Genomic DNA, 25,175 nt, shown 5'->3' with positions numbered 1-25,175 from the left:
GGTCATTCATTTCGCGAGGCGGCCGCCTCGAGCACCCGCTGGATCAACTGGGTGGTTGAGATTCCTCCCGTGCGCCGAACGAAAGTGAGTTTCCCGGCTGCTGCAGCGGGCCCGTATACGAACTCGGCCACCTCGGGCGACAAGTCGTCGCCGTGCACCACGGTGGTGATCCCGTGCTCGGCAAGAAACTCTTCGGTCACTTGGAGCGGGGCGTCCTCAATCACCTCGTCGACGTACCTGCACGACTCGATCACGGCGACACGCTCGGCGAGGGTCATGATGGGACGACGCTTGTAGGAGGCTGCGGTGTCGTCGGACAGCACGCCGACGACGAGCCAGTCACCATGGCGGCGCGCCTCCCGGAGGAGCGACACGTGGCCCGCGTGGAACAGGTCTCCAACCATGTCGACGTAAACCCGCGATATGGCAGCCGCACCCACGTCTGGGTTCTCCACGACAACTCACCTGCTCCTTCGCCCACACCAGTCGTGGTCGCTCACCGTTCTACCGGACGAGACCGGCGAGGCGCGCACATCGGTAGATCAGTATGTCTTGCGGGTGTTGAGCGCTCCACCAGCGGTGACGGAGGGTTGGTTGGCCGCTGCTGTAGAGAGCCGCGAGCAGCCACTCCGGTAGAGAGCCGTCAGGTGGATCGTCATAACGGCTGTAGCGGTTCAAGCTTCCTGCCGCGGCGTGGTGCCGGTGGGTGGTGTGGTGGTGGAAGCCGAGGGTTTGGGCGACGACCGGTGCCGGGGCTTGGAGTACGAGTTGGCGGAGTGCGGCCAGGCGGCCGGGGACGGTGGGGACGCCAAGGGCGCGGACGTGTGGGGCGATCGCCTGGGTGGTTAGCGGTTGGCCGGCTCGGCGGCCGGGGAACAGCCAGCGGGCGTCGCGGTTGGTGGCGGTGCGCATGTTGGTTGGCTGGTCGCGCAGGGCCAGGAGCAGGGCGGCGACGGGTTCGGGGACCGGGGTCGGTGGGTCGCCGAGGCGCAGGAGGACGTCGGGCCCGTCGGTGTGGACGTCGTCGATGGTCAGGCGCAGGATGCGGCCAGGCGGTTGGGCGTAGAGCAGGACGAGGATCGCAGCGACGCGGGTGCGCAGCCCACGGGCGTCGTCGGTGATCAGCTTGCGTAGCAGCGTGATGCGGCGGTGCTGGGTGATCGGGGTCTGCTGACCGGAGCGGTGTGGGGGAATCTGGAGGCGGGGCATGTTCCCGGAGCAGGCAGCCCAGGCCAGGAACGGTTTGAGGCTCTGCCGTTGGTGCGGCCCATGGTCGACGAGCCCAGCGATCGAGGTCAGCTTGCCGGAGCCGGGTGAGGGCAAGCTCGTGCGTTTGGATCCAGGCGAGGAAGTCGCCAGCGCGCAAGACCTGTGGCCCGAGATCGGAGCGGGTTCCGCTGCTGACGGGCCCGCGTTCGGCGCGGCGGCGTAGCCAGGGCAGGCTGTGCCAGGTGGTGTACTGGCGCAGCAGCCGACGCTGATCGGCGTCGACGACGCTATCCAGGTGCTCGAGCAGCCACCGCTCGAACAGCAGCACCTGCTTGTCCACCTGGGGCAGGGCATCGCACTGCATGAGCAGTTCCCGCAGGTGAGCGGCGACCCGCCACGGTTGCAGGCGGTGGAACGCCTCGTGGGTGAGTTCGATGTCGCCCCGGGCCAGGCTCTGCAGCAGGTCCGCGGCCGCGGCGGAGCGGCCGTGCCGCGACGAAACCCAGGCCAGCCCGGTGAGCGGGTTGTCCATGCTGGTCAACAGCTCGGCCAAGGAAACCAGGTCGGGCCGGATTCTGCCCGTGCCGTCGTCGAGCAGCTCGGCGATGCGGCGGGCGGACATGCACGGGGTGCAGCGGCGGCCGGCGTGCAGCTTGCCTTCCTGCCCGCACTGGGCGCAGGCGTATGAGGTGGAGAACCCGGCGCAGTTGGTGCAGATTGCGGCCTGGTCCGCGCTCCGGATCCCGGCCAGGACGCGGTCGTGGCCGCAGCCGGGGCAGCAGCCGCGGGTGCGTAGCCCCCGGTCGTGGCAGGTGCGGCAGGCTGCACACCGCCCTGGCCGATCTGGAGACCCAGCTCGCGAAGGGCAACCCGGGGGAGGTCCGGCACACCGACGACGGGGAGCTGATCATCCCGCCGCTGACCGTTGAGGACGTTCCTGCCGAGGCCGACGCGCTGCGTGCTGAGCTGGCCGGGATGCTGCCGCGGGTGCCGATCGCGTCGGTGCTGGTGGAGGTCGACGCGCGGACCGGGTTCACCGATCACCTGGTGCACGCCGGCGGGAAGGTCGCTCGTCCGGCTGAGCTCAAGCGCAACCTGCTGTACGTGATCATCGCGGAGGCCACGAACATGGGGCTGTCCGCGATGGCCGAGTCGTGCGGGGTGCCGTACGACGTGCTCGCCTGGACCGCCGAGTGGTACTTCCGGCCGGAGACCTTGGAGGCGGCCAACGCCGCGGTGGTCAACTACCACCACCGACTCCCGCTCACTCAGGCGTTCGGCTCGGGCACCCTGTCGAGCTCGGATGGGTAGCGGTTCCGGCCAAGGGCAAGAGCATCACCGCCCGGCACCTGTCCCGGCACTTCGCCCGCGGGCAGGGCGTCTCCACCTACACGCACGTCTCCGACCAGCACTTCACCTTCGACACCAAGGTCATCGTGGCCACGGGATCTGCAGCCAGGGTGGAGATTCGGGCTGGCCGACCGCAGTTTCCACTTGAACGGTCGTGGTGGCTTGAGAATGGTCGAAGCGTGGGTCGTCATTTAAGGCTTGGGCCGGTGGTCGTGGTCCAGCTCGCGAGGAGCTGAAGTGCTTGCTGGGTCGGCGAGTTCGGTTCGAGGGTGTAGACGATCATGGTGAGCGCGGGGGTGTCGGTGACCTGGAGGGATTCGTAGTCGAAGTCGAGGTCGCCGACGATGGGGTGCTGGTAGCGCTTGGCGCCGTGCCGGTAGCGCAGGACGTTGTGGGCGGCCCAGAGGGTCCGGAAGCTTTCGCTCTGGGTGGACAGCTCCCCGACGAGTTTGATGATGCCTTCGTCGGTGGGGTTCTCCCCGGCCGCTGCGCGCAGCAGGGCGACACCGTTGGTGGTGGCCAGCTCATAGTCGCGGTAGAACTCCTGCGCTCGGGCATCGAGAAACTGGTATCGCAAGGGGTTGAACGGCTCACCGTCGCCGGGTTGCGGCAGTGAGTAGATGGCCCGGCCGAGGTGGTTGGCGGCGACGAAGTCGAGCCGATTGTTCTGGATGAACGCCGGCACGGTCAGGGAGTCGAGCACCCGCTGCAACTCGGGCCGGACAGCCGCTCTCTTAGCCGTGCGGCGCGGGTGGGCGGGGCGGACCGGCTGGATCGACTCGACCAGGTGCAGCAGGTGTTCGCGTTCGTCCTCATCCAGCTGCAACGCCCGGGCGACCGCCTCGAGAACTTCCTGGGACACACCGGCCACCTTGCCGCGCTCGAGGCGGGTGTAGTAGTCGACGCTGACGCCGGCGAGGTGGGCGACCTCCTCGCGGCGGAGACCAGGCACCCGCCGGGTGCCGTGGAAGGTCGGCACTCCCGCCTTGTCCGGGGAGAGTCGGGCCCGACGAGTCGTCAGGAAGTCACGCAGTTCAGCCGGAAAGTCCACGACTCGAGCTTAGGCTGGGTAAACCCGGCCTTCCGGGTCCTGTTCGTACCAGGGTCTGCCAGACCCTGGGTGATACCGGCTCTGCCACCCGCCTCCGATGCCGGGTTGTCTTGAAGCCATGACCAGCACCTTCATTCTCAACAGCGGCGTTGTCCTGCCGGCTGTCGGGTACGGCGTCTTCCAGACACCGCCGGAGCAGACCGCCACTGCGGTGCAGACGGCGCTGCAGGTCGGATACCGGCACATCGACACCGCCGCCGGATACGGCAACGAACGCGAGGTCGGCGAGGCGATCCGTCGTTCCGGCATCCCGCGCGAGGAGATCTTCGTCGAGACCAAGGTGTGGATCACCGACTACGGCTACGCCGCCACCCTGCACGCCTTCGACAAATCGGCCGGCAAACTCGGCATGGACTACATCGACCTGCTCATCCTGCACCAGCCCCTGCCGAGCCGCTTCGACCTGACCGTGAGCGCGTACCGGGCTCTGGAGAAGCTGCTGGCTGACGGCCGGGTGCGGGCAATCGGCGTCAGCAACTTCATGGGCGACGACCTGGAGAGGCTGTTGGCCGAGACCTCGATCGTCCCGGCGGTCAACCAGGTCGAGGTCCACCCGTACTTCCGGCAGAGCCGCGTGCTGGAGGCCGACGCCAAGCACGGCATCGTCTCGCAGGCATGGTCGCCGATCGGCGGCATCACCTTCTACCCCGGCTGGGGTGGGGAGGACCGCCGCAGCACCCTCGACGACCCCACGCTGCGCACGATCGCCGAGGCGCACGGCAAGACTCCGGCGCAGGTGATGTTGCGCTGGCACCTGCAGCAGGGCCGCTCGGCGATCCCCAAGTCGGTGAACCCGCGGCGCATCGCTGAGAACTTCAACATCTTCGACTTCCAGCTCACCTACACCGAGCTGACCGCGATCGACGCGCTGGACACCGGCGTCCGCGGCGGCCCCGAGCCCACCTCGATCACGCTCGACACCCACTCCTTCGACATTCCCGAGGCATGAAAGGCGCCCCTGATGCCGTCGCAGATTCCCGACGTCACCCTCAACAACGGCGTACGGATGCCGGTCCTCGGCTTCGGCGTCTTCCAGGTCCCGGCCGAGCAGACCGAGCAGACGGTTACGGACGCCCTGGCGGCTGGCTACCGGCACATCGACACCGCGTCGGCGTACCAGAACGAGCAGGCCGTCGGCCGGGCCATCGCGGCCAGTGGCATCCCCCGCGACCAGCTGTTCGTCATCACCAAGCTGTGGGTGGCTGACGCCGGCGAAGAAGGCGCCAAGCGTGCCTTCGATACCTCACTGCGCAAGCTCAGCCTGGACTATCTAGACCTGTACCTGATCCACCAGCCGTTCGGCGACTACTACGGCTCCTGGCGGGCCATGCAGGAGCTGTACAAGCAGGGGGTGATCAAGGCGATTGGCGTGTCGAACTTCTATCCCGACCGGCTCATCGACCTGATCGACCACAACGAGATCACGCCCGCGGTCAACCAGATCGAAACACACCCGTTCTTTCAGCGCGGCGCCGACCACACGCTCATGACCGAGCACGGCATCGCGCACGAGTCGTGGGGGCCGCTGGGCCAGGGCCGCACCGACCTGTTCGACAACCCCGTGCTCACGAAGATCGCGGCCGCGCACGACAAGACCGTCGCTCAGATCGCGCTGCGCTGGCTGCTGCAACGCGACATCGTCGTCATCCCCAAGTCGGTGCGGCCAGAGCGCATGGCCGAGAACCTCGACGTCTTCGATTTCACGCTCACCGGCGACGAGATGGCCCTCATCGCCACGCTCGACACCGGCGCCAGCAGCGCCTTCGATCATCACGACCCGGCCGGCGTGCACTGGCTGGGCACTGCCCGCTTCGAGTAAGCCGGCTCACCGATACCTGACCGTTCTTCTCTTTGGAAAGACCTCTGTGACTACGACTGCCACCGCTCCGGCACCGGTTGAACCGGCGACCCGGCGCTCCGTCTGGCTCGCCGTGCTGGTGCTGGCCGCCGCCGGTTTTCTGGCCCTGACCGTTGAGCTCAGCCCGGCGGGACTGCTCACCCGCATCGCTCCGGACCTGCACGCCAGTGTCGCCGCGACCGGGTCGCTGACCGCGCTGTACTCGCTGGGCAACGCCATCCTCGCGCTCCCGTTGACCGTGCTGGCCGTACGATTCGCGCGCCGCGTCAGCTTGGCCGCGGCGCTGCTGGTCTTCGTGATCGGCAACGCCGTCGTCGCGTTCTCCTCCGACCTCGCACCCGCCCTCGTCGGCCGGTTCATCGCCGGCGGCGCGCACGGCCTGCTCATGTCGCTGGCACCCGCCGTAGCGGTCGGCCTGGTCGGCCACCAGCGCGAGGCCCGCGCCCTGAGCATGATCATCGGTGCGAACACGCTGGGTATCGCCCTCGGCGCGCCGCTGGCGTCCCTGGCCGGGACCACCCTGGGCTGGCGCACCGCGTTCTTCGCCGCGGCCGCCATCGCGCTGATCTGTGCGGTCCTGCTAGCCGTCCTGGTCCCGCCGATGCGCGCGCAGGCAACCAAGTCCCTGGGACTGCTGAGCGCCGCCCGCCAGCCCGGCGTGTTGCGCTTCGGGATCGGCTGGATGCTGATGATGCTCGCCTACATGGGCGTCCTCACCTACCTCGACCCGTACCTGGAACAGCTCGACGCCCCCGCGTGGGTGACCAGCCTGTCGCTGTTCGTCTTCGGCGCCGGCGGCTTCGCCGGGGTCGCGATCGCGGGCCGGATCGTCGCCCGCTCCCGCATGACCGCGCTGATCGCCATGCCGTTGCTGATGGCTGCCTGTTTCGCGGCCCTGTCGCTGGGCATCACCTCGGTGCCGGTCGTGGTCGCCCTGCTGTTCGTCTGGGGCATCGCCTTCGCCGGCCTCGTGCTGGTCTGGCAGCAGGCACTGCTGCTGACCGGTCACCGGGCACCGGAGATGTCGATGAGCATCGGCGTCGTGCTCACCCAGGCCGGCATGGCCGCCGGAGCCGCCCTCGGCGGTCTAATCGTCAGCACCGCCGGCGTGACCGCCACCCCCCTGCTCGGACTCGTCGTCACTCTCGCCGCTCTGACCCTGCTGATCAAGGCCGCCCCGATCCTGCGCCGCGCCGAAACCGACCGCAACGCCGCGCACGCCTGAACCCACCGTCACCAACCGGTAGGAGCACCACCATGGAACACCGTCCGCTGGGTCGCGCCGGCGTATCGGTCAGCAAGCTGTGCCTGGGCACCATGATGTTCGGCGACTGGGGCACCAAGAACCACGACGAAAGCATCAAAATCATCTATCGTGCCCTCGACGCCGGGATCAACTTCGTCGACACCGCGGACGTGTACTCCGCCGGCGAGTCCGAGGTCATCGTCGGCAAGGCCCTGGCCGGGCGCCGCGACGACATCATCCTGGCCACCAAGGCACACATGCCGATGAGCGACGACCCCAACCACCGCGGCAACTCTCGCCGCTGGATCACCCGCGCGGTCGAAGACTCGCTGCGCCGCCTCGGCACCGACTGGATCGACCTCTGCCAAATTCACCGCTGGGACCCCGCCGTCGACCTCGACGAAACCCTCGGCGCCCTCACGGACCTCGTCCGCGACGGCAAGTCGGCCCGCGCACCATGGAACACCTCGAATCCATGCTCGTCGCCGCCGACGTCGAACTCACCGGCGACGTCCTCGACCGCATCGACGAGATCGTGCCGCCCGGCCTGACCCTCAACCCCAACGAGAACGGCTGGGCCAACCCGTCGCTGCAACCCGCCGCCCGACGCCGCTGACACCAGCCACCGCGCCGCCCGGACACCTCGCTCCGGGCGGCGCCCGTTCGATGAAGGACCCGATCGTGCCTCACCCCCTGCCCGCCATCGTCATCGGCGGATCCCTCGCCGGGCTCATGACCGGCCTGGCGCTGGCCCGCGCCGGGATCCGCGTCACCCTGCTCGAACGCGCCCCCGCCGACCGACCGAACGGCGCCGCCCTCGCCGTCGACCGTGCCCAGTTGGCACGCGCCATCGGCCGCGAGGCGGCACGCCGAGCCCTCGCACCGGCCACCGGCCGCGACCCCCGAACCGCCCGCAACGGCTCCGTGCCCGCCCTGTGGCGTGACCTGCACACCGGTTTCCGTGACGCCGCGGCCTGCGAACCACTGATCGAGCTACGGCACAACACCCCGGTGGTGGCCGTCAGACAGAACGCCGACTCCGCCTGGGCCACCACCGGCGACGGCGACACGATCACCGCACCGGTGCTCATCGGCGCGGACGGACACCGCAGTCTCGTGCGCTCCAGCACGTTCCCGGAACACCCCGACGCCGCCTTCGCCGGCTACACCCTGTGGCTCGGCATCGGCGAGATCCCGGCCCGATCCGGCGTCCCGGACAACCTGGCAATCCTCGCCGCGGACGGCTACTACTTGCTCGGCTACCCACTACCACCCGACGGCAGCGCGGTGCGCCGGCTCGGCTGGGCCTGGTACGACGCCACCCGCAACGAAATGCTGCGCCGCAAGGGCAGCGTCCGGGATCACGTCGTCCACCACTCGCTCAGCGCTGGCGACATCCCGGACAGCATCTACGACGAACTCGCCGCCGAGGCCGCACGCGCCTGGCCCCGGCCGTGGTCGACCGCCATCCGCGACAGCCTCCACCGCCGCGACGTTACCTGCACCCCCATCACCGAGTACGTCCCCGAGCGCCTCGCGCGTGGCCGAGTCGCGCTGGTCGGCGACGCCGCTCACGTACCCACCCCCATGACCGGCATGGGCTTTCCCACCTCGCTCGACGACGCCACAGCAATCGCTCGAGCGCTCGCCGACGCCGCACCCGAATCTGTGGAGAAGGCACTCCTGACGTACGAGGACCAGCGACTGGCCGCCGCACAACGCTTGGTGCGCTCCGGACAGCACTTCAGCAGATCCTTCGCCATCGCTGGCTGACGTCCGCTGCGTAGGCTGCCCAGTCCCGAGGCGCGTTGCCAGGCGACCGCGCGGAGGGTCGGACAACGTCGCGGATAGCCACGATCCACCCTCGGATCACCCTCCGGGTAGCGACACCAGCCAGTCAATGTCCCGGCCGCGTCCGCGTCTGCCTGCGCGCCGGCCAGCATGGCTTCGCCGTAGTTTCCAGCGAAAAACAACTCCAGCCCTGGTCTGAGGCCCTGCGTAACGCCTAAAGCCCGGGGATCTCATTCCGACTTTGGCCAGCGTTGGAGTTGTTTTTGATCTGGAAACTACGGACGGGTCGTGAGGGCGGGTGCGGCGCGCGGTCGTGGTGTTCCGGGCCTGGTAGTCGGGCCGGTCCGGCGGCGGGGTCTCGCCGCCGGACCGGTGTGGGTGGGGTGTCGCCGCCGGACCGGTGGGTCAGGCGTGGCCGGTGGCGCGGCGGGCGGCGTCGAGGGCGTTGCGGAAGAGCATGGCGACGGTGGTGGGGCCGACCCCGCCGACGCGGGGGGTGATGGCGCCGGCGACGTCGGCGCAGGTTTCGTCGACGTCGGGTAGGAGGCGTCGGCCCTCGTAGCGGACGCCGCCGCCGATGACGACGGCGCCGGGGCGGACGTGTTCGGGCTGGATGATGCCGGGGACGCCGGCGGCGGCGATGAGGATGTCGGCGCGTCGGGTGTGGGTGGCCCAGTCGGGGACGCCGGTGTGGACGACGGTGACGGCGGCGTTGGCGGTGGGTCGTTTCTGGGTGAGCAGCAGGGCGAGGGGGCGGCCGAGGGTGGCGCCGCGGCCGAGGATGACGACGTCGCGTCCGGCGACGGGGATGTCGTGGAAGGCGAGCAGGGCTTCGATGCCGGCGGGGGTGCAGGGCAGCGGGCCGGGCAGGCCGAGGGCGAGGCGTCCCATGTTGAGTGGGTGCATGCCGTCGACGTCGAGGTCGGGGTCCATGGTTTGCAGGGCCCGGTCGTAGTCGAGGTGCGCGGGGATGGGGTGCTGGATGAGCAGGCCGTGCACGTCGGGTGCGGTGTTGAAGTCGGCGATGGCGCGGTGCAGGTCCGCCTGGGTGGCGGTGGCGGGCAGGTGTACGTGGGGCGAGGTGAAGCCGAGTTCGGTGGCCTGGCGTTGCTTGATGCGGATGTAGCCGGCGCTGGCGTCGTCGTCGCCGACGAGGATGGTGGCGAGGCCGGGGGTGATGCCGGCGGCGCGCAGTGCGGTGACGCCGGCGGCGACGTCGGTGAGGATGCGTTCGGCGACGGGGGTGCCGGGCAGGAGTCGGGCGGTGGGCATGCTGCTCCTCTGCCGGCGGGGCCCAGGCGGTCGACCCCGCGCGTGGAGCTCCCCGATGGTTTGGTGTCCATCCTCTGGCCGCCAGTCGCGTCTGGTGTCAGCTTGCCACAGCGGTTCGGGCGGGGTGGGCCCGGTGGCGGAGCGTTGACTGAGGGTGTCTTGCCCGTTACTGGTTGGGCTACCCTGTCGGCCTGGTCGGGTCGGGCGGGTCGCCCGCGGTGTCGCGAGTGGAGGCCATGGTGCCGGTGCTGGTCGGCGGGGATGGTGGGGCGGGTCCACGGTTGGGGGTGGAGGAGGAGTTCCTGCTGGTCGATCCGGTGAGTCGGGGTGTGGTGCCGGGTGCGGGCGCGGTGGTGCGGCGGGCGGCGGAGCGGTTGGGTTCGCGGGTGTCGGGTGAGATCACGACGTTGCACGTGGAGACCAGGACGGATCCGACGTCGTCGGTGCGGCTGTTGTTGGAGCAGTTGGTGCAGGCACGTCGGGTGGTGGCGGAGTGCGCGGCGGTCGACGGGTTGCGCATCGTGGCGACCGGTACGCCGGTGCTGGCGGGGGCGACGTCGCCGCCGGTCACTCGGGGGCCGAGGCAGGATCGGGGTACGGCGACGTTTCGGGGGTTGCACGACGAGTTGGCGATCTGCGCGTTGCACGTGCACGTGGAGTTGCCGGACCGGGAGCGGGCGTTGCTGGTCGGTAACCATCTGCGGGTGCATCTGCCGTTGTTGATCGCGTTGGCGGCGAACTCGCCGTACTGGGAGGGGCGGGATTCGGGTTACGCGAGTTGGCGGTCGATGGTCTGGCCGCGGTGGCCGGTGGCGGGGCCGCCGCCGCGTTTCACGTCGTTGGCCCACTACGAGCGGGTGGTGGAGATGTTGTCGGCGGCGGGGGCGATCGTGGATCCGGGGACGTTGTTCTGGGATGTCCGGCCGTCGGTGACGCATCCGACGTTGGAGGTGCGGGTGGCGGATGTGCCGGTGTCGGCGCAGGAGTCGGCGTTGGTGGCGGCGTTGGTGCGGGCGTTGGTGGTGCGGGGGTTGGAGGCGGTGGATCGGGGTGACCACGGTCCGGAGGTTGCCGGGGAGTGGTTGCGGGCGGCGTACTGGCGGGCGGCGCGCGATGGCCTTGAGGGTGCGTTGCTGGAGGCCGGTACGGGGCGGTTGCGTCCGGCGCGTGAGGTGCTGGGTGAGGTGGTGGGCTGGTTGGCGCCGGTGTTGCGGGCGTGTGGGGACGAGGATCTGGTGCGGGGCTGGTTGGAGCGGTTGCTGGTGGTGGGCGGCGGTGCGGTGCGGCAGCGGGCGGCGGCGGGTCGTCGGGGTCGGCTGGCGGACGTGGTGGATTTCCTCGTCGCGCAGACGGTGGTGGACGAGCGGCAGCCGGCGTAGGTGCGCGAGGGCCTGGGGTTTGACGTGCGAGGGCGGGCTGGTGCGGGTCGCGGGCGTGCGGGCGCGGTGTGCCCCGGTGGGGTCAGCGGTGGCGGCGCAGTTGCCGGGTGAAGTAGTCGCGCAGGGGTGTCACGTGGCGGTCGGGGCGGCGCCATTCGGCGAGGAGGTCTTCGAGCAGGTGCAGTTCGTCGACGAGGGTGTCGCCGTGGTAGCGGCGGATGACGGGGTGGATGAAGGCGCTCTCGGCGGCCCGGTCGGGTTGGGGGTGGCGTTCGATGGCGAAGACGTCGCCGTAGTCGTCGCGGCCCCAGCGCAAGCTGACGGTGTAGTAGTGCGGGTGGTCGTGGAAGCGGGCGCGGACGTGGTCCTCGGGCAGGTCGGTGTAGTGGCGTAGCTGCCCGTCGGGGTCGACGACGAGGGCGTCGCAGAGGAATTCGAACTGGGTCCACAGGGCGGAGCTCCAGTTGACCCGGTCGAGGACGAGGGTGGTGAGGGTGTCGGCGTCGGGGTCGACGTGGCGGTGTGGCAGTTCGACGCCCTCGTAGCGTTCGAGGAGCAGGGCGGTGAGGGTGCGCAGGTTGTACCGGAAGCCGTCGATGAAGGCGGAGCTGGCTTTCTTGAAGTCGCGGTCCTGGGCGAGGGTGCCGGCGAAGTAGAGGCCGTCGACGTTGGTTGACTGCCAGTCGCCGGTGGTGGTGGGCAGGCGGCCGCTGGGGACCATGTCGGGTCGGCAGGTGGGGTCGAACGGGCTGGTGTCCATGGCGAAGCCGGTGCAGCGCAGGACGGATTCGTATTCCATGACGGCGGTTTCGCCGTCGGCGTGGGTGTAGGTGAGGTGCACCTGGTAGCGGTTGTCGAGGGGGCGGATCTCGTCGACGACGCAGTCGAGGACGGAGTGCAGGGTCTTGAACTGGTAGCTGTCGAGGACGGCGCCGTGGTGGCCGCGGACGTCTCCGGGGTGTTTGGTGTTCCAGGCCAGGCGTAGGGGGCGGGGGCTGGCGAGGTGGATCATGGCGGCGTGGCCGAGGAGCGCCGAGGCGGTTTCGAACGCGGAGTTGCCCTTGCCGAGGATGAGGACGCGTTGGCCGGCGTAGGCGGCGGGGTCGGTGTGCATGTCCTCGTAGCCGGTGGCGTGTTCGATGCCGCGGATGTCGGGGATGTGGGGTCGGCCCCAGCCGGTGGCGACGATGACGCAGCGTGCGCGTATGACGTGGTCGGGGGTGTGGACGAGGAAGTCGTCGTCGAGGCGTTCGATCCGGTTGACGGGGGTGTCGAAGCGTACGGCGAGTTGGTGGTGGTGCTGGAAGTCGGTGAGGTAGCGGACCATGTCGTCGGCGTGGGGGAAGTATTCGCTGCTGTATTTGGCGAAGGGCAGGTCGGCGGGTTCGTGTAGCAGGGAGTTCCAGTCCCAGCGCAGCCGGATCTCGGGGTCGGTGCTGGTGGTGTGGACCTTGTTGAGGGAGATGAGCCGGCGGTGGCGGGGGAAGTGGCGGAAGAACTCGGCGGGTGCGGGGGCGCGTTCGAGGGTGACGTAGTCGCAGCCGGCCTGTTGGAGGTAGTAGCTGAGTTGGAGGCCGGCTGGTCCGGCTCCGATGATCACGTAGCGGTGGCTCGTCGGGCCGGGGGTGGGTGCCGTCACGCCAGAGACCTTCGCCGATGCGGCGGGGTGGTGTCAACGCTGGGTGCGGTGATCGTCACGCGACTGCTGGTGGGGTGGTGGTCTTCTCCCCCCGCTGGCGGGGCCTGTGCGTCGGTGGTCAGCCGAGGTCGACCAGGAGGGGGCGGTGGTCGGAGATGGTGGACAGGGGGGTGTGCACGGCGGTGACGGGTGGCAGCTGGTCGAGGCCGTGGCGGTCGGCGAGGATGTGGTCGAGTTGGACGCGGGGCTGCCCGGCGGGGTAGGTGGGGCGGCGGCCGAGGGGGTGCCAGCCGGTGAGGAGTCGGGCGGGGCCGGCGGGCAGGTTCAGGTCGCCGAGGAGGATGCGTGGGGCGGGCAGGGTGCGTAGGGCGCGCACGGTCTGGCGGAGTTGGTGGGCGTTCCAGCCGGGGACGAAGGACAGGTGGGTGGCGGCGACGGTGAGCCGGCCGTGTGGGGTGTCGAGGACGGCGGCGAGTACGACGCGGGGTTCGTCGCGCAGGAGGATGAGTCCGCCGCGGGGGCCGGGCACGTAGACGGGTGAGCGTACGGGTGCGGGGCGCAGTCGGGTGACCTGCCAGGTGTGGACGCGGTGGCGGGTGACGAGGCCGACGCCGTAGCAGGGTTCGCCGTGTCCGTCGTCGTCGTGGGTCAGGGGGCGGAACTGTTCGCCGGGGGTGCCGACGACGGCGGCGGCGAAGCGGTGTTCGCCGGCGTCGAGGGCGCGGGCGGCGATGGCGGTGAGGTCGAGTTTGCCGCTGCGGCTCTGGTCGCGGTCGACCTCCTGCAGGGCGAGGACGTCGGCGTCGAGGGTGGTGACGGCGGCGGTGAGCCGGTCGGGGTCGACGAGTCCGTCGGCGAGGGACCGGCCGTGCAGCAGGTTGAAGGTGGCCAGGCGCACGCTTGCACCCTACGTGGCCGTGGGAGGGTTGCCGGGTGTTGAAGGTGTTGTTCTGTTCGGCGCTGTTGTTCGTGGCGTTGGGGGCGGTCGGGGTGTGGCTGCGTCGGGCGCGGGGTCGGTGAGCGGCGGCGCTGGTGAGGCTGCCCACAGGTGGCGTCGTGGGGCGGGTGGCGGTGGGAAGAATGGCTGCCCGTGGATCTGGATCCCCTGTCGCTGACGACTCTGCTCGCCGCGGCCGCGATGGCCGGTTGGATCGACGCGGTGGTGGGCGGTGGTGGGTTGCTGTTGTTGCCGGCGTTGCTGGTGGCGGCGCCGGGGATGCCGGTGGCGTCGGCGTTGGGCACGAACAAGTTGACGGCGATCGCGGGTACGGCGACGGCGGCGGTGACGTACGCGCGCCGTACGAAGATCGACTGGGCGGTGGCGGGGCCGTCGGCGGGGTTGGCGATGTGCTGCGCCGGGGTGGGTGCGGCGTTGGCGGGGGCGGTGCCGGCGTCGGCGTACCGGCCGGTGGTGCTGGTGGTGCTGGTGGCGGTGGCGGCGTTCGTGGTGTTGCGTCCGCGGTTGGGGGTGGTGGCGCAGCCGCACCGGCGTACGCGGGTGCGGGTGGGTGTGGCGGTCGCGGTGGCGGGGGTGGGTATCGCCCTGTACGACGGGTTGGTGGGTCCGGGTACGGGGACGTTCCTGGTGGTGGCGTTCACGGTGCTGGTGGGCGCGGACTTCGTGCACGGTTCGGCGATGGCGAAGGTCGTGAACGTGGGCACGAACCTGGGGGCGTTGGTGGTGTTCGCGGCGACGGGGCACGTGTGGTGGCTGTTGGGGGCGGCGATGGCGGTGTGCAACGTCGCCGGGGCGGCGTTGGGGGCGCGGATGGCGTTGCGGCGCGGCTCGGGTTTCGTGCGGGTGGTGCTGTTGGTGGTGGTGGTGGCGTTGGTCGGCAAGTTGGGCTTCGACCAGTGGGTGGCGGCCTGACCGGTCGCCGCCCACTGGTCGCGGATGCGGGCCCGCCGTTCGCCGTCAGGCGTGGCGGACGACGTCGGTGTAGTCGAGGCGCGGCAGGCGGGGGAACCAGGCGTTCTCGCCGGGGCGGCCGATGTTGACCACGAGCAGGGTCTTCCAGGTGCTGTCGGCGAAGAACTCGCGGTCGACGGCGTCGGCGTCGAAGCCGGCCATGGGGCCGGCGGCGAGGCCGGCGGCGCGCACGGCGAGCAGGTAGTAGCCGATCTGGAGGGTGGCGTTGAAGCGGGCCATGCGCTCGCGTGCGTCGGGGTTGCCGGCGAGGCTGTCGCGCATCTGGGGTCGGATGGGGAAGACCTGCGGGATGAACTCGTGGAAGTCGGTGTCGGCGGCGAGCACGGCGACCATGGGGGCACTGGCGGTCTTGGCCTGGTTTCCTTCGTTCATGTGGGCGACCAGGCGGGTGCGGGCCTCGCCGGCGCGCACGTAGAGGATGCGCAGGGGCTGGGTGTTGGCGGCGGTGGGCGGGAACTTGGCGAGTTCGAAGATCGCCTGGAGCTGTTCGTCGGTGACCGGCTCGTCGGTGAAGGTGTTGGCGGTGCGGGCGTCGGTGAACAGCAGCGCCTGGGCCTCGGGGGCCAGGTGGATCAGGGGCGGGTGGACGTCGGTCATCGGGTCGTCTCCAGGTGGTCGGCTGATTTGCTTCGGCAACGGTAGCAGCTAGCTTTTTAGTAGCTCCTTGTCCGGCGAATGCCCGCCGTATCCTGGGGGCATGACGGTCAGGCCGGAGGGCGACACGCCCCGCACGTGTGACGGGGGCGTCGCCCGGGCCTTCGCGTTCCTCGGCAAGCGGTGGAACGGCATGCTCCTGAGCACCCTCGCCGACGGGCCGGCCGGCTTCGCCGAGCTGACCCGCGCCCTGCCCGGCATCAGCGAGTCGGTGCTCTCCGACCGGCTGGGCGAGCTCGTGCGGGTCGGGCTGGTCAGCCGGACGGTCCGGCAGGGTCCCCCGGTGGGGGTGAGCTACGAGCTCACCGGGCCGGGTGCCGCGTTGCTGCCGGTGCTCGACGCGTTGGGCCGGTGGGCGCACGAGAACCTTCCCGCCGAGCCGGCGGCGACGCCGGGCTGCTGAGGGCCACCGGCGACGGCCCGGCGTGGCGAAGGGCGCGCACTCCGCGCCGGGCCGGTGTGTGATCATCGGCGGATGCCGGTACGCGCCGAACACGACCGGACCGTCCTCGCCGCGCTGCTCGGGCGGGACCCGGTGCTGCACGCGTACCAGCTGGGCGACCTGGACGACTTCTTCTGGCCGTACACCTCCTGGTTCCGCCGCGACGAGGAGGTGGCGCTGCTCTACCACGGCGCCGACCCGGCAACGCTGCTGGCGTTCGCGCCCCCGGCGCGGGTGGACCGGCTGGCGGCGCTGCTGAGCGAGCTGGCGCCGGTGCTGCCGGCCCGCCTGTGGGCGCACCTGTCCCCCGGCGTGGAGCCGGCCCTGGCCGGGACGTTCCGGATGGACGCGGCCGGCCCGCACCACCGGATGGCGCTGACCGATCCGGCGCGGCTGGCCGCGGTGGCCGAGGCGGGCACGGTCCTGCACGCCGGCGACCTGCCGGCGCTGAGCCGGCTGTACGACGTCGCCTACCCGGGCAACTGGTTCGACCCGCGGATGCTGGACACCGGCCAGTACGTGGGCGTGCGCGACGGCGGTGAGCTGGTGGCGGTCGCCGGGGTGCACGTGTTCTCCCCGGCGTACGGCGTGGCGGCGCTGGGCAACGTGACCACCCATCCGCGGTTGCGGGGGCGGGGGCTGGCCGGGGCGACGGTGGCCGCGCTGTGCCGGCGGCTGCGGGAGCACGTCACCCACGTCACGCTCAACGTGAAGGCCGACAACGCGGCGGCGTTGCGGCTCTACGGGCGGCTGGGCTTCACCCGGGTCGCCGACTACGGGGAGTACGCGCTGACCGCCCGCTGACGGCGACCGGCGGTGCCCTGTCGGTGACGGGCCGTGCGGTCAGGGTGGCCCTCGCCGGGCGGTCGGGCCGGCCCGACCGCCCGGCGGCGGGACCTGGACGAGCGGTGGAGGACTTCGTGTGCGGCACCGTCGCGGGTCGGGAACCCGACGCTGACCTGGGCACGTGTCTGACGTACGGGGCCCGTCGCCGGGCCTAGCGTCGCGGCAGAGGTCGCGCGTGCCACGCGCGGCGGAGCTGAAGGAGCAACCATGGCAACAGCAGCAGTGCCCTGGCGGCGATCACGGATTGTCATCGTGCTGGCCGGGGTGACGGCGGCGGTGACCGCGCTGGCCACCCCGGCGTGGGCCGCGCCCGGGGTGAGCCCGGCCGTCGTCGACCAGGCGGCCGACCCGGGGACCGTGATCCCGGTCGGCAAGGTGGTGTCCACCCCGCCGATCCCGCCGAAGCCCGACGTGGTGCTGCTGGTTGACACGACCGGCAGCATGGGCGGGGCGATCGCCAACGTGCGCGCCAACCTGCAGCAGGTCATCACCGACGTGCGGTCGGCGCAGCCGTCGGCGCAGTTCGCGGTGGCCTCCTACCGGGACACGGGGGACGGCGCGGAGCTGTTCCGGGTACGCCAGGACCTGACCGACGACGCGACGGCGCTGCAGGGCGCGGTCGACGGGTTGGCCGCCGGCGGCGGCGGGGACACGCCCGAGGCGTGGGTGAACGCGCTGGTCGAGGTCTCCGAAGGGGCGATCGGCTACCGGGCGGGCAGCAGCCGGATCGTGGTGCTCGTCGGCGACGCGCCGAGCCACGACCCGAGCAACGGGCGCAGCCTGGCCCAGGCGACGGCGGCGTTGCAGGCCGACGACGCGCGGCTGCTGGCGGTCGACGTCAGCGGCGGCGGTGGCGGCCTGGACGCCACCGGGCAGGCCACGGCGGCGGTGGCGGCCACCGGCGGGCAGTTGGGGGGCAGCTCCCCCGACACGGTGACCGCCGCGATCCTGGCGGGCCTGCGGGATCTGGACGTCACGGTCACCCCGACGGTGACCTCGTGCGCGGCGGGCCTGTCGGTGGGCTTCGACGCGCCGTCGCGGACGCAGCAGTCGGGCACCGACGTGCCGTTCGCCGAGACGATCACGGTCGCGGCGGACGCCGCGCAGGGCACCGAACTGACCTGCACGGTGGACTTCCTGCTCAACGGCCTGTCCGGCGGGCCGGCGTTCACGCAGCAGATCCGCGTGCGGGTCAACGACGTCACCCCGCCGACCGTGGTCGTTGACGACCGGACGGTGGAGGCGACCAGCCCGGCCGGCGCGGTGATCGACTACCCGGCGACCGCGACCGACAACGTCGACGGTCCCCTGAGCCCGACCTGCGTGCCGCCGTCCGGCACGACGTTCCCGCTGGGCGCGACGACGGTGACGTGCACGGCCACCGACGCGGCCGGCAACACCGGCAGCGACACCGCCGTGATGCGGGTGGTGGACACCACCGCGCCGGCGACGGCGTGCGTGCCGACGAACAACCCCAGCGGCGGCAACGTCCCCGGCTCCTACAACCCGGACGGGTTCTACGAGCTGACGTCGACCGACGTGGTGGACACGGCGGTGCAGGTGTTCATCGGTGACGCGGCGGATCCGAGCGTGCGGTTCGGGCCGTTCCCGGCCGGCACGAAGATCAAGCTGGTGCAGGCGCCGGGTGCGCAGTCGCGGGTGAAGGACGGCACCGGCGACATCGACTACAAGGTGACGTTGCGCGGCGACGCGCTGATCGTCGGTGTGGACGACGCGGGCAACGCCTCGTCGCCGGCCGTGTGCCTGGTGGCTCCCCCGCCGAAGTGACGCCGGGCGTGGCCGGGTGCCGCGCGTGACGTCCCGGCCGCCGGGCCCGTCGGGGTCCGGCGGCCGTTGGCGTACGCGGGGTCAGCCGCGGCGGCTGGGCGAGTCGAAGCGGCCGGCGCGGATCTCCCGCAGCGCCTTGCGGCGGGTGTCGCCGCGCAGGGTGTCGACGTAGAGGCGGCCGGCGAGGTGGTCGGTCTCGTGTTGCAGGGCCCGGGCGAGGAATCCGCTGCCCGAGATGCTCAGCGGCTCGCCGTGCTGGTCGAAGCCGTGGGCGGTGGCGTGCAGGGCGCGCGGGGTCGGGAAGTAGAGGCCGGGGATCGACAGGCAGCCCTCGTCGTCGTCCTGCAGCTCCTCCGACACCTCCAGCGTCGGGTTGACCAGGTGGCCGCGGTGCCCGTCGGCGTCGTAGACGAACACCTGGGCGTTGACGCCGATCTGGGGGGCGGCGACGCCGGCGCGCCCGGGCGCGCCGAGCAGGGTGTCCATCAGGTCGGTGACCAGGGCGCGAAGCTCGGCGTCGAAGCTGGTGACGGGCTCGCTGGGGGTGCGCAGCACGGGGTCACCGATGATCCTGATGGGGCGCATCGTCATGCCGGCAAGGTTATCGGTCGCCGGTCGGGGCGGCGGCGTCCGGGCGGGCGGCGACGAGCACCTCGATGCCGTCGAGGATGCGGGCCAGGCCGAACTCGAACGCGCCGTGGGGGTCGGCGGCGGCCTGGTACTCCTGGCCGGCGGCGGTGCCGACGCGGGCCGCGAGGGGGTAGCGGCGCGGGTCGAGGGCCTTCTCCAGGTAGGGGGCGTGGGCCTGCCACCACTGCTGCTCGGTCATGCCGGTGTGCGCGGCGGCCTGGGCGGCCTCCACGGCGCTGCGCACGGCGCCGTGCACGTAGCCGGAGACGAGGGTGACGACGGCGTCCATCTCCAGGTCGCTCAGGCCGATGCCGTCGACGGCGCGCAGTTCGTACTCGTAGCGGGCGATGACGTTCGGGCCCAGCGGGGGCCGGGTGGTGGCGACCTGCAGCAGCCAGGGGTGGCGCAGGTAGAGCGCCCAGGTCTCGCGGGCGACGTGGGTGAGCCGGCCGCGCCAGCCGCCGGGCACGTCGTCGGGGCGGGCGGTCTCGCCGTAGACGGTGTCGAGCATGACGTCGAGCAGTTCGCCCTTGCCGGGGACGTAGGTGTAGAGGGACATGGTGCCCACGCCGAGTCGTTCGGCGACCCGGCGCATGGACAGGGCGGCGAGGCCCTCGGCGTCGGCCACCTCGATGGCGGCGCGCACGATCCGGTCCACGGACAGGTCGGGTCGGCCCTTGCGGCTGGTGCGTTCGCGGGTGCGCCAGAGCAGGGCGAGGCTGCGTGCGGGGTCGCCGGTGCCGCTGTACTCGGTCGTCATCCCGGCACTGTAGCGTGCGCCGTACCGTATTCTGTACGGTACGGCGTACGGCACGAGTGGGACGGGGGCGCCGATGCACGACGACGGAGCGGCCATCGAGGCCGAGGGGCTGCGCAAGCGCTACGGCGGCACGCAGGCCCTCGCCGGCCTGGACCTGACGGTGCCCGCCGGCACCGTCTGCGGCCTGCTCGGCCTGAACGGGGCCGGCAAGACCACGGCGGTACGGGTGCTGACCACCCTGCTGCGGCCCGACGCCGGGGCGGCGCGGGTGGCCGGCGCCGACGTCCTGCGCCACCCCGGGCGGGTCCGTGCCCGCATCGGCGTGGTCGGCCAGCACGCCGCGCTCGACGAGGTGCTCAGCGGCCGGCAGAACCTGGTGCTGTTCGGCCGCCTGCACCACCTCGGCGGCGCGCGGGCCCGTGCCCGGGCCGCCGACCTGCTCGCCCGCTTCGACCTGACCGACGCCGCCGACCGGCCGGTCGGCACGTACTCCGGCGGGATGCGCCGCCGCCTCGACCTCGCGGCGAGCCTGATCCTCGACCCGCCGGTGCTCTTCCTCGACGAGCCCACCACCGGCCTGGACCCGCGCGCCCGGGCCCAGGTGTGGGACGCGGTGCGGCGGCTCGTCACCGACGGCACCACCGTGCTGCTGACCACGCAGTACCTGGAGGAGGCCGACCAGCTCGCCCACACCGTCCGGGTCGTCGACGCCGGCCGGGTCGTCGCCGACGGCACCCCGGAGCAGCTGAAGACCGCGCTCGGCGGCGACCGCGTCGACGTCGTGCTGACCCGCGCCGACGACCTGGACCGGGCCGTGCGCGTCGTCGGCGCCGCCGTCGCCGCGACCCCGCTCGTCGACGCGGCGGGCCTGCGGCTCAGCGTCGGTGTCACCGGGCGCGTCGCCGCGCTGGCGGCCGTGCTGCGGGCGCTGGACGACGCCGGCCTGAGCGCCGCCGACGTCGCGGTGCGCCGCCCCACCCTCGACGAGGTGTTCCTGCGGCTCACCGCCGCCGACTCCCCCACCGCCCACCCCGACGCGCCGAAGGTGACCGCATGAGCGCCACGACCGTCCACCCCGCGCCGCGGCGGCTGCGCTGGGCCGTCGCCGACGGCCTCACCCTCACCGGCCGGGCGCTGGCGCACTGGCGGCGCCAGCCCGGGCAGTTCGTCGTCGGGCTGCTCTTCCCCGTGCTGATGGTGCTGATGTTCGGCTACCTGTTCGGCGGCGCGATGAGCGTGCCCGGCGGTGGCGACTACCGCGAGTTCCTGCTGCCCGGCATGTTCGCCATGACGGTGGTCTTCGGCATCGAGTCGACGTACGCGGCCGTGGCCACCGACACCGCGCGCGGCGTCACCGACCGGTTCCGGTCCCTGCCGACGGCGTCCTCGGCGGTGCTCACCGGCCGGGCCGCCGCGGACCTGCTGCACTGCGCCGCCGGCCTGGCCGTCATGCTCGCCTGCGGCGTCGCCGTCGGCTGGCAGTGGCGGGCCGGGGCACCGGCGGCGCTGGCGGCCGTCGGGCTGCTCCTGCTGCTGCGCTTCGCCCTGATCTGGGTCGGCATCCACCTCGCGCTGGTGCTGCGCAGACCCGAGTCGGTGGTGCTGCTGCAGATCCTCGTCTGGCCGCTCGGGTTCACCTCCAACGGGTTCGTCTCCCCCGACACCATGCCCGGCTGGCTCGCCGCGGTCGCCGAGTGGAACCCGCTGTCGGCGACCGTCGCGGCCTGCCGGGAACTGTTCGCCAACCCCGGCTGGGGCGGCGAGTCGTTCGCCGCGCAGCACGCCGTCGCACTCGCCGTGGCGTGGCCGCTGCTGCTGACCGCCGTGTTCCTGCCCCTGGCGGTACGCCGATACCGCAGGCTCGGCCGGTGACCGACCCCCGCGACGAGCACCACCAGCACCGCCGAGGACCTGACCACCGAACCGCCCCCGGAAGGACGCCCGTGACGATCGGCTCCCACGCCGTCACGTTCACCCCCGCCGACCCGCCCCGCGCCGGGGCGCTGCTCGTCTGGTCCCCCGACGGCGACGCCCCGCCCGACGGGCCCGGCGACGCCGTGACGGCGACCCTGGCGACGCCGCCGCACGGAGAGCCGACGCCGGTGCCCGCGCGGCGGATGAGCGTGGCCGCCGGCGTACCGCTGCTGCTGGCCGGGCCGGCCGCGGACCCGGCGGCGGCGTTCTGGGCCGCGGCGGCCCGGGAGGCCCTGCACCTGGCCGCCCGCGGCCTGCTGCTGCCCGCCGTGACCCCCGCCGGACACGACACCTGGCGGGTCGGGCCACTCGCCGACGACGACGAGGCCCGGCAGGCGCGGCTCGCCGCCGCGATGCCCGCCACCGCCCGCGCCACGCCGGTGCCCGGGCGCACCCCGGCGTGGCTGCCCGACCCGGCGCGGCTGCTGCGCGACTTCCTCGACGCCGTCGCCGACACCCTGCCCCGCGACGACGCGGCCACCGGCGCGTGGGCGGCGCTGGCGCCCACGCCGGTCGGGCGGCTGCGCGACTGGGCCGCCCGGGTCGCCGTCAACGCCGACGCGGCGGTACGACTGTCGCTGCGCCTGGAGCACCGCGCCGAGCGCGACGAACCGTGGCGGCTGGTGGCGCAGGTGCACCGCCGCGCCACGCCGGGGCTGCTCACCGACACCGCCGCGCTGTGGCGCGACACGGTCCCCGGGTTCCCGCCCGGCTCCCGCGACGCCACGCTGCTGGCCCTGCGCCACGCCGCGCGGGTGTGGCCACCCCTGGCGCAGCTGCTGGAGACCGCGGTACCCGACGCGCTCACGCCCAGCGACGCGCAGGTCGTCGACCTGGCCACCGGCGCGGCGGCCCGGCTCGCCGCCGACGGCGTCGACGTGCACTGGCCGGCCGGACTCGACCGGAACCTCACCGCCTCTGCGGTGCTGCGCGCCCCGGCCCGCCGCGCCGGCGGGCCGGGGCCGCTCGGCGAGCCGGGCGAGCTGACGCTGCACTGGCGACTGCAGCTGCACGACACCCCGCTCACCGCCGCCGAGCTGGCCCAACTCGCCGACGCGCACCGGCCCGTGGTGCGGCTGCGCGAGCGGTGGGTCCTGGTGCCCCCGCAGCTGGCCCGCCGCGCCCGCGAACCACACGCCGGGTCGCTGGCCACGATGCCCGCCCTGCGCGCCGCGCTGACCGGCGCGACGCACGTCGACGGCGAACGCGTCAACGTGACCACCGAGGGCTGGCTGGCCGAGGCCGCCCGGCGGCTCACCGACGGCGACGCCGCGCCCCCGGTGCCCGTACCGGCCGGGCTGGCCGCGACCCTGCGCGACTACCAGCGCCACGGACTGCGCTGGCTGGCCGGGCTGACCGCGCTCGGCCTCGGCGGCTGCCTCGCCGACGACATGGGGCTGGGCAAGACCGTCACGCTGATCGCCCTGCACCTGCACCGCCAGGCCGACCCCGCCACCGCCGGCGCCACCCTCGTGCTGTGCCCGGCGTCGCTGCTGGGCAACTGGGAACGCGAGATCCGCCGCTTCGCCCCCGGCACCGCCGTCCGCCGCTTCCACGGCCCCGAGCGCACCCTCGACGGGCTCGACGGCGGCTTCGTGCTCACCACCTGGGCCACCCTGCGCCGCGACGCCGCCCGGCTCGCCACCCGACGGTGGCCGCTGCTCGTCGCCGACGAGGCCCAGCACGTCAAGAACCCGCACTCGGAGACCGCGACGGCGCTGCGCGCGATCCCCGCCGCCGCCCGGGTCGCCCTGACCGGCACCCCCGTGGAGAACGACCTCACCGACCTGTGGGCCATCCTGGACTGGACCACCCACGGACTGCTCGGCACCCTGGGCGAGTTCCGGGCCCGCTGGGTGAGGCCGGTGCAGACCGACCGCGACCCCGACGCGGGCCGGGACCTGGCCCGCCTGGTCGGGCCGTTCCTGCTGCGCCGACGCAAGAGCGACCCCGGCATCGCCCCCGAGTTGCCCGCCAAGACCGAGACCGACCAGCCCGTCGCGCTCACCGCCGAACAGGCCGCCCTCTACCAGGCCTGCGTCGCCGAACTGCTCGAGGCGATCGCCGACGCCGACGGCCTCGCCCGACACGGGCTGGTGGTCAGGCTGCTCACCGCGCTCAAGCAGATCTGCAACCACCCGGCCCAGTACCTGCGGGAGACCGCGCCGCGGCTGGCCGGCCGCTCCGGCAAACTCGACCTGCTCGACGAGCTGCTCGAGGCGATCCTGCCCGCCGGCGGCGCGGTGCTGGTCTTCACCCAGTACGTGGCGATGGCCCGCCTGCTGCACCGGCATCTGACCGACCGGGGCGTCGGGGCGCTGCTGCTGCACGGCGGGCTGCCCGTCGCCACCCGCGACGACCTGGTCCGCCGCTTCGACGCCGGGCAGGCCCCGGTGTTCCTGCTGTCCCTGCGCGCCGCCGGCACCGGCCTGAACCTCACCCGCGCCGACCACGTCGTGCACTACGACAGATGGTGGAACCCAGCCGTGGAGGACCAGGCCACCGACCGGGCGTACCGGATCGGGCAGACCCGGCCCGTGCAGGTGCACCGGCTCGTCGCCGAGGGCACCGTCGAGGACCGCGTCGCCGCGCTGCTCGCCGGCAAGCGGGAACTCGCCGAGGCGGTCCTCGACGCCGGGCCGGCGGCACTGGCCGCGCTCAGCGACACCGAGCTGGCCGACCTGGTGACCCTCGGCGGCGACCGATGACCCCGCGCGGCTTCCCCGCCTTCCCGCCCGGCCGGGCCCGCCGGCCCCGCACCTGGTGGGGCAGCGCGTGGAACCGGGCGTGGGAGGCGGGCGCCCTGGACGCCCGGCCGCTGCGCGCCGGCCGCCGGCTCGCCGCCGCCGGGCACGTCGGTCCGATCACCGTCAGCCCCGGGCGGCTCGCCGCCGCGGTGCACGACGGCGACACCGAGCAGGCGTACGCCACCCGGGTACGCGTCGCGCCGCTGCACGCCGACGACTGGGACCGGCTGGCCGCCGAGGTGGCCGCCCGCGCCGGGCACCAGGCGGCGCTGCTGACCGGGCAACTGCCCCGGGACCTCACCGAATTGACGGGAGTGCCGCTGCTGCCGGAGCTGGGCGAGGTCGTCCCGGAGTGCGACTGCCCGCAGTGGGAGCACCCGTGCCGGCACGCCGCCGCGCTGTGCCACCAGGTGTCCTGGCTGCTGGACGCCGACCCGGCCCTGCTGCTGCTGATCCGGGGCCGCGACGCCCGCGCGCTCGTGCCCGCCGGCGCCGCCGCACCCCACGGCGACGGACCCGCACCGGCGGCCAGCCCCACCGCGCGGGCCG

The 25,175-nt window shown here is 72.6% G+C and carries 22 protein-coding genes and 3 pseudogenes; 16 read left to right on the top strand and 9 right to left on the bottom strand.

Going from position 1 to position 25,175, the window contains the following annotated elements; genetic code table 11:
• Window positions 1–2: 2 nt before the first annotated feature.
• Both AB0G13_RS05080 and AB0G13_RS05075 read right to left on the bottom strand, forming a co-directional pair.
• Complete coding sequence (locus tag AB0G13_RS05080; protein WP_357869075.1) at window positions 3–455, bottom strand: adenylyltransferase/cytidyltransferase family protein; 453 nt, start codon at window positions 453–455, stop codon at window positions 3–5.
• Between the two features lie 49 nt (window positions 456–504).
• Window positions 505–1,209 (bottom strand): hypothetical protein, encoded by a 705-nt coding sequence (locus tag AB0G13_RS05075; RefSeq protein WP_357869072.1) that lies wholly within the window; start codon window positions 1,207–1,209, stop codon window positions 505–507.
• A gap of 235 nt (window positions 1,210–1,444) precedes the next feature.
• On the opposite strand from AB0G13_RS05075, the gene AB0G13_RS05070 reads away from it, so the two are divergent.
• Together AB0G13_RS05070 and AB0G13_RS05065 are read left to right on the top strand one after the other, a co-directional pair.
• A complete protein-coding gene (locus AB0G13_RS05070) occupies window positions 1,445–1,897 on the top strand; it encodes a hypothetical protein (RefSeq protein ID WP_357869069.1) in 453 nt (150 codons plus the stop codon).
• A gap of 134 nt (window positions 1,898–2,031) precedes the next feature.
• Window positions 2,032–2,654: pseudogene (locus AB0G13_RS05065) on the top strand (Tn3 family transposase); the annotation flags it as partial.
• Window positions 2,655–2,746: 92 nt separating this feature from the next.
• On the opposite strand, the gene AB0G13_RS05060 reads toward AB0G13_RS05065, so the two are convergent.
• Window positions 2,747–3,610 carry a helix-turn-helix transcriptional regulator gene (locus AB0G13_RS05060; protein WP_357869066.1) on the bottom strand — a complete coding sequence of 288 codons (864 nt, stop codon included), beginning with the start codon at window positions 3,608–3,610 and terminating at the stop codon, window positions 2,747–2,749.
• Window positions 3,611–3,728: 118 nt separating this feature from the next.
• Here AB0G13_RS05060 and AB0G13_RS05055 point away from each other — a divergent pair, with 118 nt between their 5' ends.
• The 5 genes and pseudogenes from AB0G13_RS05055 to AB0G13_RS05035 all read left to right on the top strand — a co-directional run bounded on the left by AB0G13_RS05055 (window position 3,729) and on the right by AB0G13_RS05035 (window position 8,547).
• The gene (locus AB0G13_RS05055; RefSeq protein WP_357869063.1) at window positions 3,729–4,619 is read left to right on the top strand and encodes an aldo/keto reductase; all 891 of its coding nucleotides are present in this window, start codon (window positions 3,729–3,731) and stop codon (window positions 4,617–4,619) included.
• Between the two features lie 12 nt (window positions 4,620–4,631).
• Complete coding sequence (locus tag AB0G13_RS05050) at window positions 4,632–5,489, top strand: aldo/keto reductase (protein ID WP_357869061.1); 858 nt, start codon at window positions 4,632–4,634, stop codon at window positions 5,487–5,489.
• A 46-nt stretch (window positions 5,490–5,535) separates the two neighbouring features.
• Window positions 5,536–6,753, top strand: a complete 1,218-nt coding sequence (locus AB0G13_RS05045) for an MFS transporter (RefSeq protein WP_357869058.1) — start codon at window positions 5,536–5,538, stop codon at window positions 6,751–6,753.
• Window positions 6,754–6,785: 32 nt separating this feature from the next.
• Window positions 6,786–7,390 (top strand): annotated as a pseudogene (locus AB0G13_RS05040) (aldo/keto reductase).
• 65 nt (window positions 7,391–7,455) lie between these two features.
• A complete protein-coding gene (locus AB0G13_RS05035; RefSeq protein ID WP_357869055.1) occupies window positions 7,456–8,547 on the top strand; it encodes an FAD-dependent monooxygenase in 1,092 nt (363 codons plus the stop codon).
• 423 nt (window positions 8,548–8,970) lie between these two features.
• Here AB0G13_RS05035 and AB0G13_RS05030 read toward each other — a convergent pair whose 3' ends face one another.
• On the bottom strand, window positions 8,971–9,837 hold the full coding sequence (locus tag AB0G13_RS05030) for a tetrahydrofolate dehydrogenase/cyclohydrolase catalytic domain-containing protein (protein WP_357869053.1): 867 nt from the start codon (window positions 9,835–9,837) through the stop codon (window positions 8,971–8,973).
• Window positions 9,838–10,073: 236 nt separating this feature from the next.
• On the opposite strand from AB0G13_RS05030, the gene AB0G13_RS05025 reads away from it, so the two are divergent.
• Window positions 10,074–11,216 carry a glutamate--cysteine ligase gene (locus AB0G13_RS05025; protein ID WP_357869260.1) on the top strand — a complete coding sequence of 381 codons (1,143 nt, stop codon included), beginning with the start codon at window positions 10,074–10,076 and terminating at the stop codon, window positions 11,214–11,216.
• Between the two features lie 82 nt (window positions 11,217–11,298).
• Here AB0G13_RS05025 and AB0G13_RS05020 read toward each other — a convergent pair whose 3' ends face one another.
• A complete protein-coding gene (locus tag AB0G13_RS05020) occupies window positions 11,299–12,855 on the bottom strand; it encodes an NAD(P)-binding domain-containing protein (protein WP_357869051.1) in 1,557 nt (518 codons plus the stop codon).
• 118 nt (window positions 12,856–12,973) lie between these two features.
• Entirely contained in the window at window positions 12,974–13,753 is a 780-nt protein-coding gene (locus tag AB0G13_RS05015) for an endonuclease/exonuclease/phosphatase family protein (RefSeq protein WP_357869049.1), read from the bottom strand.
• A 192-nt stretch (window positions 13,754–13,945) separates the two neighbouring features.
• On the opposite strand from AB0G13_RS05015, the gene AB0G13_RS05010 reads away from it, so the two are divergent.
• The gene (locus AB0G13_RS05010; protein ID WP_357869046.1) at window positions 13,946–14,725 is read left to right on the top strand and encodes a TSUP family transporter; all 780 of its coding nucleotides are present in this window, start codon (window positions 13,946–13,948) and stop codon (window positions 14,723–14,725) included.
• A gap of 45 nt (window positions 14,726–14,770) precedes the next feature.
• Here the strand turns inward: AB0G13_RS05010 and AB0G13_RS05005 are convergent, their stop codons facing one another.
• Complete coding sequence (locus AB0G13_RS05005) at window positions 14,771–15,382, bottom strand: malonic semialdehyde reductase (protein WP_357869043.1); 612 nt, start codon at window positions 15,380–15,382, stop codon at window positions 14,771–14,773.
• A gap of 100 nt (window positions 15,383–15,482) precedes the next feature.
• On the opposite strand from AB0G13_RS05005, the gene AB0G13_RS05000 reads away from it, so the two are divergent.
• The 3 genes from AB0G13_RS05000 to AB0G13_RS04990 all read left to right on the top strand — a co-directional run bounded on the left by AB0G13_RS05000 (window position 15,483) and on the right by AB0G13_RS04990 (window position 18,515).
• On the top strand, window positions 15,483–15,842 hold the full coding sequence (locus tag AB0G13_RS05000; RefSeq protein ID WP_357869040.1) for a helix-turn-helix domain-containing protein: 360 nt from the start codon (window positions 15,483–15,485) through the stop codon (window positions 15,840–15,842).
• 72 nt (window positions 15,843–15,914) lie between these two features.
• Window positions 15,915–16,685 carry a GNAT family N-acetyltransferase gene (locus tag AB0G13_RS04995; RefSeq protein ID WP_357869037.1) on the top strand — a complete coding sequence of 257 codons (771 nt, stop codon included), beginning with the start codon at window positions 15,915–15,917 and terminating at the stop codon, window positions 16,683–16,685.
• Window positions 16,686–16,934: 249 nt separating this feature from the next.
• On the top strand, window positions 16,935–18,515 hold the full coding sequence (locus tag AB0G13_RS04990) for a VWA domain-containing protein (protein ID WP_357869034.1): 1,581 nt from the start codon (window positions 16,935–16,937) through the stop codon (window positions 18,513–18,515).
• An 81-nt stretch (window positions 18,516–18,596) separates the two neighbouring features.
• Here AB0G13_RS04990 and def read toward each other — a convergent pair whose 3' ends face one another.
• Together def and AB0G13_RS04980 are read right to left on the bottom strand one after the other, a co-directional pair.
• On the bottom strand, window positions 18,597–19,106 hold the full coding sequence (gene def / locus AB0G13_RS04985) for a peptide deformylase (RefSeq protein ID WP_357869032.1): 510 nt from the start codon (window positions 19,104–19,106) through the stop codon (window positions 18,597–18,599).
• A 10-nt stretch (window positions 19,107–19,116) separates the two neighbouring features.
• Window positions 19,117–19,905, bottom strand: a complete 789-nt coding sequence (locus AB0G13_RS04980) for a TetR/AcrR family transcriptional regulator (protein ID WP_357869029.1) — start codon at window positions 19,903–19,905, stop codon at window positions 19,117–19,119.
• A 73-nt stretch (window positions 19,906–19,978) separates the two neighbouring features.
• Here AB0G13_RS04980 and AB0G13_RS04975 point away from each other — a divergent pair, with 73 nt between their 5' ends.
• From AB0G13_RS04975 to AB0G13_RS04960, 4 genes and pseudogenes are all read left to right on the top strand, one after another.
• Window positions 19,979–20,962, top strand: coding sequence for an ATP-binding cassette domain-containing protein (locus AB0G13_RS04975; RefSeq protein WP_357869027.1), 984 nt, complete (start codon window positions 19,979–19,981; stop codon window positions 20,960–20,962).
• Window positions 20,959–21,777 carry an ABC transporter permease gene (locus AB0G13_RS04970; RefSeq protein WP_357869024.1) on the top strand — a complete coding sequence of 273 codons (819 nt, stop codon included), beginning with the start codon at window positions 20,959–20,961 and terminating at the stop codon, window positions 21,775–21,777. Before AB0G13_RS04975 ends, AB0G13_RS04970 begins: the two co-directional genes overlap by 4 nt.
• 71 nt (window positions 21,778–21,848) lie before the next feature.
• Complete coding sequence (locus tag AB0G13_RS04965; protein WP_357869021.1) at window positions 21,849–24,587, top strand: SNF2-related protein; 2,739 nt, start codon at window positions 21,849–21,851, stop codon at window positions 24,585–24,587.
• Window positions 24,584–25,175, top strand: a pseudogene (locus AB0G13_RS04960) (hypothetical protein); the annotation flags it as partial. The gene AB0G13_RS04965 and the pseudogene AB0G13_RS04960, both read left to right, overlap by 4 nt.

Origin of the sequence: Micromonospora sp. NPDC023633 (genome assembly GCF_040640035.1) — a bacterium.
Classification (GTDB): domain Bacteria; phylum Actinomycetota; class Actinomycetes; order Mycobacteriales; family Micromonosporaceae; genus Micromonospora.
Note: the sequence above shows the minus strand (reverse complement) of the source record. Positions and strands in the feature narration are given on the sequence as shown.

Coding starts and splice junctions, on each gene's coding strand:
- AB0G13_RS05055 (WP_357869063.1), top strand. CDS start 3,729: ATGACCAGCACCTTCATTCTCAACAGCGGCGTTGTCCTGCCGGCTGTC.
- def (WP_357869032.1), bottom strand. CDS start 19,106: ATGACGATGCGCCCCATCAGGATCATCGGTGACCCCGTGCTGCGCACC.
- AB0G13_RS04970 (WP_357869024.1), top strand. CDS start 20,959: ATGAGCGCCACGACCGTCCACCCCGCGCCGCGGCGGCTGCGCTGGGCC.
- AB0G13_RS05005 (WP_357869043.1), bottom strand. CDS start 15,382: ATGACCGACGTCCACCCGCCCCTGATCCACCTGGCCCCCGAGGCCCAG.
- AB0G13_RS04975 (WP_357869027.1), top strand. CDS start 19,979: ATGCACGACGACGGAGCGGCCATCGAGGCCGAGGGGCTGCGCAAGCGC.
- AB0G13_RS05000 (WP_357869040.1), top strand. CDS start 15,483: ATGACGGTCAGGCCGGAGGGCGACACGCCCCGCACGTGTGACGGGGGC.
- AB0G13_RS04990 (WP_357869034.1), top strand. CDS start 16,935: ATGGCAACAGCAGCAGTGCCCTGGCGGCGATCACGGATTGTCATCGTG.
- AB0G13_RS05050 (WP_357869061.1), top strand. CDS start 4,632: ATGCCGTCGCAGATTCCCGACGTCACCCTCAACAACGGCGTACGGATG.
- AB0G13_RS05030 (WP_357869053.1), bottom strand. CDS start 9,837: ATGCCCACCGCCCGACTCCTGCCCGGCACCCCCGTCGCCGAACGCATC.
- AB0G13_RS05025 (WP_357869260.1), top strand. CDS start 10,074: ATGGTGCCGGTGCTGGTCGGCGGGGATGGTGGGGCGGGTCCACGGTTG.
- AB0G13_RS05075 (WP_357869072.1), bottom strand. CDS start 1,209: ATGCCCCGCCTCCAGATTCCCCCACACCGCTCCGGTCAGCAGACCCCG.
- AB0G13_RS04980 (WP_357869029.1), bottom strand. CDS start 19,905: ATGACGACCGAGTACAGCGGCACCGGCGACCCCGCACGCAGCCTCGCC.
- AB0G13_RS04995 (WP_357869037.1), top strand. CDS start 15,915: ATGCCGGTACGCGCCGAACACGACCGGACCGTCCTCGCCGCGCTGCTC.